Annotated in this window: 7 protein-coding genes; 2 read left to right on the top strand and 5 right to left on the bottom strand. The window is 44.9% G+C overall.

The features are described from left to right. Window positions 1-35 precede the first annotated feature (35 nt). Window positions 36-842, bottom strand: coding sequence for a site-2 protease family protein (locus O3C43_16790; protein MDA1068146.1), 807 nt, complete (start codon window positions 840-842; stop codon window positions 36-38). 508 nt (window positions 843-1,350) lie between these two features. Between O3C43_16790 and O3C43_16785 the strand changes: the two genes are divergently transcribed. Next, entirely contained in the window at window positions 1,351-2,055 is a 705-nt protein-coding gene (locus O3C43_16785) for a hypothetical protein (protein ID MDA1068145.1), read from the top strand. Window positions 2,056-2,321: 266 nt separating this feature from the next. Then, a complete protein-coding gene (locus O3C43_16780) occupies window positions 2,322-2,981 on the top strand; it encodes a helix-hairpin-helix domain-containing protein (protein MDA1068144.1) in 660 nt (219 codons plus the stop codon). 253 nt (window positions 2,982-3,234) lie between these two features. Here the strand turns inward: O3C43_16780 and O3C43_16775 are convergent, their stop codons facing one another. The 4 genes from O3C43_16775 to O3C43_16760 form a co-directional block, all read right to left on the bottom strand. Continuing rightward, window positions 3,235-3,975: a hypothetical protein gene (locus tag O3C43_16775; protein ID MDA1068143.1), complete on the bottom strand. Its 741-nt coding sequence runs from the start codon at window positions 3,973-3,975 to the stop codon at window positions 3,235-3,237. Between the two features lie 5 nt (window positions 3,976-3,980). Beyond that, a complete protein-coding gene (locus tag O3C43_16770) occupies window positions 3,981-4,376 on the bottom strand; it encodes a VOC family protein (protein ID MDA1068142.1) in 396 nt (131 codons plus the stop codon). Window positions 4,377-4,378: 2 nt separating this feature from the next. Beyond that, the gene (locus tag O3C43_16765) at window positions 4,379-4,975 is read right to left on the bottom strand and encodes a nucleoside deaminase (protein ID MDA1068141.1); all 597 of its coding nucleotides are present in this window, start codon (window positions 4,973-4,975) and stop codon (window positions 4,379-4,381) included. Window positions 4,976-5,038: 63 nt separating this feature from the next. Continuing rightward, window positions 5,039-7,210 carry an ATP-dependent RecD-like DNA helicase gene (locus tag O3C43_16760; protein ID MDA1068140.1) on the bottom strand — a complete coding sequence of 724 codons (2,172 nt, stop codon included), beginning with the start codon at window positions 7,208-7,210 and terminating at the stop codon, window positions 5,039-5,041. Between the last annotated feature and the right edge of the window lie 133 nt (window positions 7,211-7,343).

Here is a 7,343-nt window from a genome sequence, read left to right as displayed (position 1 = left end):
GGCTGCCACCTGTAGTGGAGACCTTTGACGATAAATCAACGACTTACGTACAAATCAGCCCCCAATCGGCCAAGTCGGGCTAGAATAAGTCCAAAATAAATGAAGCCTGCTTCGAGGCGCTGTGCAGGGGTTACTTCGAAGAAGCGTTGCTCGTGATCGGTTCGTTTTCGAAACAAGGTAAATAAGCGTGGAAGCGAAAATACAATAATCAGGAAAATAATAAAGGACGGTCTATAGACCGCAAATGCTCCGGCTATTACTATTCCAATTATCCATAACCAGGGCGATAGAGCCGTAACCATTCTTCCTCCATCCAGAAAACCGGTCGGCATGAGATTAAACAGGTTAAGAAAATATCCGGTATATGCGAGTGCCGCAAAAAAGGGTTCTCCTGTTAGAATATAAATGCCATGGCAAGTCAGCGCTCCCAGGCCGCCGGCTATGGGCCCGCCAGCAGCGATCCAGAATTCGATCCACGCGTGTTTGGGCGCTTCTTTGAGCGCAATGAGTGCACCCATAAAAGGGATAAATACCGGCCACCCTACATTAAGTTTGTAAATCTTGGCGGCAATCAAATGGCCAGACTCATGAACAAGAATCAGCAACACAAATCCCAAAGCAAACTTCCAGCCCCAAAACATTGAATAAGCCCAGATGGATAGGATCATTGTTCCGCCCGTCTTAAATAATATGGGAAAGAATTTAAGTATGGGGATAAGTAAGAACTTTAGCTTTCCTCCAAATTTAAGAACTAAAATTACCCCAACTGCTATTGGACCAAGGTACTTTTTCAATTTACCCCAAAGGTTTTCTTCGTGCTCGGGTTTAATTTTGGATTCCATAGCTGTTATTTTTTAATTGCTTAGACTAAGGGGACTGCGGTGTTCGATCATTTTATTTAGAAGACCCTCGACCGAATTGGTTTTCTGGACTTTGGACAACGATCCTTATGGTGTGGCATCTGCGGATTTCTCAGGCAATTTTCACCTTCCAGGGAAAAGGGAAGGAGGACGCTGAAATATCAGGCACGCCGCATTGTTTATTGAGCCCTTATCCTGGGGGCAATTTTGGGGGATTATTTTAGAAAAATTAACTGCATTTTCCGTCTGTTTCTATACTTCAATTTTCATTGGAAATTTAACGTTACTTCTCCTTTTTGGTGAAATTGAGGTGAATTTCTACCTAGAAATTTGGTGTGAAAATCTGAGTTGATTAGCTCCTTTTTACTATTTTTGCGCCATAATCCCCCTGATGCCGCAGGGGAAATTCTTAACCTCTTATGGGGAAATACGGTTTTGGTAGATATTTTGAAAAGTTTAGTTTCATATTTTTCAATCTTATCAAATAAAAATGAAAAATCTCATTCCTATCATCTCGTTCGCGGTTGTACTTTCTTCCTCAACCGCTTTTTCTCAGCTATTGTTAACGGCTGTTTTTGATGGCCCGATCGATGATCCTCTCCATGCCAATGTTCCCCCTCGTGGACTTCCCCGAGGTGTTGAACTTTACGCGACTGCGGATATTGCCGATTTAAGTATTTTTGGCTTGGGATCTGCCAGCGAAAATAATGATCCGCGAATCGGCGGAGTACAGGAATTCACTTTGTCCGGCTCAGCGTCCGCAGGAGATTTTATTTATGTCTCTTATCATGTGCCTGAGTTCACCACATTTTTTGGATTTGCTCCTGACTTTACCGATAATTTTTTGAGAAGTTTGAATGGCAACGATGCTATGGAGCTTTTTATGAATGGAGCAGTTATTGACGTTTTCGGAGAACCACTTGTGGACGGAGTGGGGGAACCCTGGCGCTATACAGATTCATGGGCTTACCGGAAGAGTGGAACGGGTCCCGATGGAACTACATTTAAAATCAATAACTGGATTATTCCTGGAAGGAACGCATTAGATGACGAATTAACGAATGCCACAGCCCAGAATCCAATCCCGGTTGGTACCTACTCCGTAATGGCCGTGCCAGAGCCGAAGACTTATGCCTTTTTCTTCACGGCATTTGCAGTTGGATTAATTGTATGGCGTCACCGTGCCCGGTCGTAGGCCCAAACAAGGACTTAACCATTATTCAAATTTTAAGCTGATTAATCCCTAGTAGGTATGCACTTCAAATTAAAAAATGTAGATAGGACGAGTTTTGAATCTCTTTTTGAAGTACTTGTTACTGTGGAGCGTTTTTCAAGGTCGATATTTTCTATCTTTTTTTGTGGAATTTCACTCTATCATCCTTTGATGAGATTATCGTAGAAATTATTTTAAACATACTGTGTCCTCAGCAGTCTTTGTATATTATCAACACCCTATCGGTTATGAAAAAGTTATTATCTTGGATACTTCTGATGGCAGCTATTATCCCATTTCCCTTGTTCAGTCAGGAGAATGCTCAGGTGGACGAAAGCTTAAAATCACTTATGGTTCTTTTCCAAAATTATAAGGATGAATCTCGTGCTGAGATAGAGAAGCTCAAGCAGGCGAACGAAGAGCTGTCTCGGGAAAATTATAAGTTATTCCTTGAGACGGAACGAGCCAACGAGAGAGTTGCAGCTCTGGAAAAAGAAATACTTACTCACGTAAGTAATCGCACAGAGGACACGGTGAAAAAGTTTGAAATGCTGGCTTTGGCACGACCTGCTGACTTGTTCCCGGATACGACTTCGGAACCAGAGTCTCAACCACCAACAAAGCCCGCGAAACCAAGTACAAAAAAAGTCGCCCAAACTGTTGAGAAAACTCCTCTTTGGAGTAGTAAAGAACCCATTCCAGATCCTCTTACAGATGGAACGATATTGTTGGTGAATATTAATACGGCTAGCGAAAAAGAGCTGAGGTTGGTTCCTGGAGTTGGTGGAAATCTCGCTGCTGATATTGTGGCGAATAGACCGTATAATTCAATTTGGGATCTTATGCGATTGGAGGGTATTGGGAAAAAAAGAATAGAGACTCTAGGTCAATACATGACTGTTAAATAGTTTTCTCAATCATTCCGGCCATTGATTGTGAAAGATTTTGCAGGTCAATTAAGACAATGCTAAACGTGAAAATAATTGAATCGCAACCGGGTTCCTTCCTCGAAGCTTGGAGGGTGTTGACTTTTGCGATTCATCGAGTCTCGAAGCCCGAAGGGTTGCTTTGTTATGATGCTTCGTAGCTTGGCTGCGGAGTGGCAAAGCAAGGGAGAAGATTTCACTAACCATGGAGTTTTCACGAGTGGAGTGATCTATGCTAATCGTTATAAAAACTAAGATCGTCTATCCAAAGCTCATAATCATCGAGGGTATCAATTGAAAAGTGAATAGCTTTGATGCCTGATGGGTCGAGAAGGCCTTTAAAATCGAACCCGGGCAATAAAAAGTTCTGGAATGGGATTTTTATGAATTGCCAGTTACCGGTGGATTTAAACGAGAACTCTGGGTCGTCCGCGCAGTTTTTAATACAGATACCGCCGTTATCCAGGGAGGTGGTTTCTTGAGTGCCGATCCTCAATGTGAGTTCTTTGGGCCCCAAAGCTTTTATCCAGAACGCTATGCCTTGGTAGATAGATGCGTCGTAATATCCGAAAGGTCGCGGATCTACCCGGTTAACAAGATAGGCACTTAGGCCGGCACCGTTGTACTTCCAACCTCCACCTTTAACATAGAGCACTTGGTCACCTTTCCCGGGAGCGTCCGCAAGTTTTTGGATGGTCAGTAGTTGAACGCCATCCGATTCATCGTCAAATTGAGACCAGCTCCAATGGCGGCCATCGACTCTTAACCCGTTCAAGTCGCCGTCTTCAAGATCGTCAATCATCGGTTGATCACCGGACGCAACAACAGGAAAAGCTTTAGAATTTGCATAGGTATCGTAAACCGCATCGGGAGCTGTTTCCTGAATGGACTTAGGTCTTTTTGAGCAGCTTTGGGAAAGAACCAGGAAGCCGATTACTAAGAATCTTGCTTTGTTTAATAAGCGAAAAACTTTCAAGACTCTCATTCCTCTATATCCAGACTTGGGTCCCACATTGGCTGCCAAAACTCGATTCGATTTCCTGCCGGATCAATGAACCAACCAAAACGACCATAGTCGTAGCTCTCGGTTTTGGGCAACACTTCGGCACCTCCTTCGGCAACCTGTTTAAGAGCGCCATCAAGATCGTCCACCATGATGTTGATCGTGAAGTTTTGAATGGGGTTTCCAAAGTATTCACTGTCCTTGGAAAACGGGGACCAAATCGTAAATTCTCCCTTAGGAACGGAAACAGGGGAAAATGGAACGTAATCATCGTCGCCTTCAGGAAAATGCAACCATTTGCGGTACCACTCGGTCAATGCGCTTGGCTCTTCCGCTTTGAAAAAGATTCCACCTATGCCGAGTGCCTTAGCCATTTTTACTTTAACGGGATATCAGATTTATCTTTGTTTGCCTGATAAATATCGGACATTTCAGAGTAGACCGTTTTCAGGCTTTCAATTCGTGCATTGAAATGGGTTTGTTCTTCTTCGTCAAACTCTACGATGAGGTTGGGGATGCGGTAGGAGCTCCAATAACTGTTTTGCCTCGCGTAACCGCCCGGGTCGTGGAGGAACACCTCTTTAAGAATCTTCAGGTCATGGCCGATGTTAAATGAATCGCGAGAATCCTCGTGACTGAACAGGTAGTAAAAATTGTCGTACCCGCCCCAAGTGATTGCTGAGAGACACAAGGTACAAGGCTCGTGGGTTGCGAAAAAAATACAGTCCTTAGGGGCCGGGCGTTCTTCCCGTGGCATTTTGTAGAGAAGCTCCATGGTATGAACTTCACCGTGGTAGAGCGGATTGGCCGTTTCGTTGTTGGTTCCGGCTAGTACCAGCGACAGATCGTTTTTCAATAGTATGGCCCCACCAAATATTTTGTTTCCCTGCTTTACTCCTTCCCTGGTTTTAGCGACCAGTTCGTTTTCCATTACGGTTAAGAGGCGGTCCACGATTTGTTGATTGGAGAACATATGGTTGCTGAAGTTTTAGTGCAGAAATCAGAATGAGAAAGAAAAAAGACGGCAGGATGAAGATCAAGAAATTGCTTCCAGCAGCTTCTCCTTCAAGTCGGTAAAGCGCCGGGCAGGATCGGCATTGTTGACTGCCATAAAGTAGGCGACAGGATCGCCCACTATGAATATCTTTTTCTTTCCGCGGGTGAGGGCGGTATAGAGCAGGTTTCTATGAAGCATCATGAAGTGTGCTTTTACCAAGGGAATAATGACGATGGGGTATTCCGATCCTTGGGATTTGTGTACACTGATGGCGTAAGCGAGGCTGACATCCAGCAAATCAGAGCGGGTCATTTCAACCTGTTCCGAATCAAACTGGATTTGGACCGTACTATTTTCATAGTCTATACTTTCAATGGTTCCAATGTCGCCGTTGTAAATGTTGAGGTCGTAGTTATTCCTATTCTGGATTATTTTGTCGCCGATACAAAATGTATAAGCGCCAAACGAAAATCCGTTTTTGTGAGTATTGAGTGATTTTTGAAGCACCGAATTTATATTGCTGATACCGACTGTGCCTCGGTGCATAGGTGCCAGTACTTGGGTATCCCTAAGCGGATCTTTTCGCAGTTTTTTCGGAATAAATTCTTTGCAAAGGTATTCGATGACGCGAAGGCAATCTTCTGCATCGGGTGCCTTTATAAACTGAAGATCATATTGAGCTCCAAGTTCTCCTGTGCTCTCAAGTAGGTACGGAGTCCCCTTGGTACCATTGAGTACATTATAGGCGGTGGTGATAATGGAGCTCTCTTCATTTTGTCTGAAAATCTTCTGTAGCCGGGTTACCGGTACGGCTTGAGATTCGATGAGATCTTTGAGCACATTCCCAGCGCCAACCGACGGCAGCTGGTTTACGTCGCCAACAAATACTATGTGGGCACTTTGCGGAATCGCTCTAAGCAATGATGATGCCAGACGCACATCGAGCATACTGGATTCATCCACAATGACGAAGCCTCCTTTAAGCGGGTTGGATTCGTTGTGCGCGAAATGAGCCTTTTGAGGATCCCATTTGAGAAGCCGATGTATGGTTTGTGCCAATCCTCCGGTAGCTTCGCTCATACGTTGTGCTGCCCGACCGGTTGGGGCGGCAAGAATTACATTCACTTTCTTTGCCGCAACAATCTGAACAAGCGCACGTAAAATGGTAGTCTTGCCGGTTCCGGGTCCGCCCGTGATAATGGATGTTTTCTGAGTGAGCGCTGTTCGGATGGCTACTATTTGTTCGTCTGCGAATCCGAAGCTGGCTTTTTTCTGAGCCCACTCAATAGCCAGGTCGACCTTTATGGCAGGTAAGCCGGAGTTTGTCTTTAGAGAGCGACTTATAACCTCTGCGATTGAAGTTTCTGCCCGGTGCAAATGGGGTAATTGAATCCGATGTGCATCGTCCACTGAGATGACCTCCTTGGAGTCAATCAGCTCGGCAACTCTGGCTTCGATATTTACTTCGTCTGTTTCAAGAAGCTTGGTTGCGTGTTCAACCCACAGCCGCATCGGCACGCAGGTGTGACCTTCTGATTCCAATTCTTGCAGGCTAAAGAGCAACCCTGCATCCAGGCGCTTTGGACTGTCATTTCCAAAACCGAGGTTGAGGGCGATTTGGTCTGCAGTTTTAAAACCGATTCCGTCAATTTCTCGAGCAACGCGGTAAGGTTCGTTTTCCAGAATCGTTTTGGCTTCGTTACCGTATTGCTTAACCAATCGAACACATCTAGCCGACGTTACACCGTACGTTTGGAGAAAGAGCATGACCTCGCGAATGGCATTTTGTTCTTCCCAAGCCGCCTTGATCGATTTTGCCCTTCCAGCTCCAATACCGGGGATTTCCCGCAAGCGGGCACTGTCATGTGAAATGATTTTGAGTGTTTCGGCTTCAAAGTGGTCGACGATTTTGTTGGCAAAGTGTTTTCCAATGCCGGGAATCAATCCGCTTCCCAGATACTTACGAATACCGTGAACAGAGGAGGGAAGCGTAGACTTCACTTGAGTGACCTTGAATTGTGTCCCGAACTTTGGATTCACAATCCATTCGCCAGTGACTTCCAGCGTTTCCCCACATTGGACGCCGGGCATAGTACCGGTTACTGTGATCGTAGCTTTCTTATCTTCCGGACGTAAGTCGCCGATAAGGAAATGGTTTTCCTCGTTGGAAAACATAATCCTTTCCAGGACTCCGCGGATGACTTCAGGCATAGAGAAAAATGCTGAAGGCTGGAGGTGAAAGGCGGAAGAAAAAAAAGAAACGGTTTCCGAAATACTTAGAGTAGTTCTGAATCTCAATTATTTGAGTTCTTCCGATCGTTTTCTTTGTTACAGCTTTGGAAAC

Source organism: Verrucomicrobiota bacterium, assembly GCA_027622555.1.
Classification (GTDB): Bacteria; Verrucomicrobiota; Verrucomicrobiia; order Opitutales; family UBA2995; genus UBA2995.
This window is presented reverse-complemented; position numbering and strand designations above follow the sequence as displayed.

Coding starts and splice junctions, on each gene's coding strand:
- O3C43_16790 (MDA1068146.1), bottom strand. CDS start 842: ATGGAATCCAAAATTAAACCCGAGCACGAAGAAAACCTTTGGGGTAAA.
- O3C43_16785 (MDA1068145.1), top strand. CDS start 1,351: ATGAAAAATCTCATTCCTATCATCTCGTTCGCGGTTGTACTTTCTTCC.
- O3C43_16780 (MDA1068144.1), top strand. CDS start 2,322: ATGAAAAAGTTATTATCTTGGATACTTCTGATGGCAGCTATTATCCCA.
- O3C43_16770 (MDA1068142.1), bottom strand. CDS start 4,376: ATGGCTAAGGCACTCGGCATAGGTGGAATCTTTTTCAAAGCGGAAGAG.
- O3C43_16765 (MDA1068141.1), bottom strand. CDS start 4,975: ATGTTCTCCAATCAACAAATCGTGGACCGCCTCTTAACCGTAATGGAA.
- O3C43_16760 (MDA1068140.1), bottom strand. CDS start 7,210: ATGCCTGAAGTCATCCGCGGAGTCCTGGAAAGGATTATGTTTTCCAAC.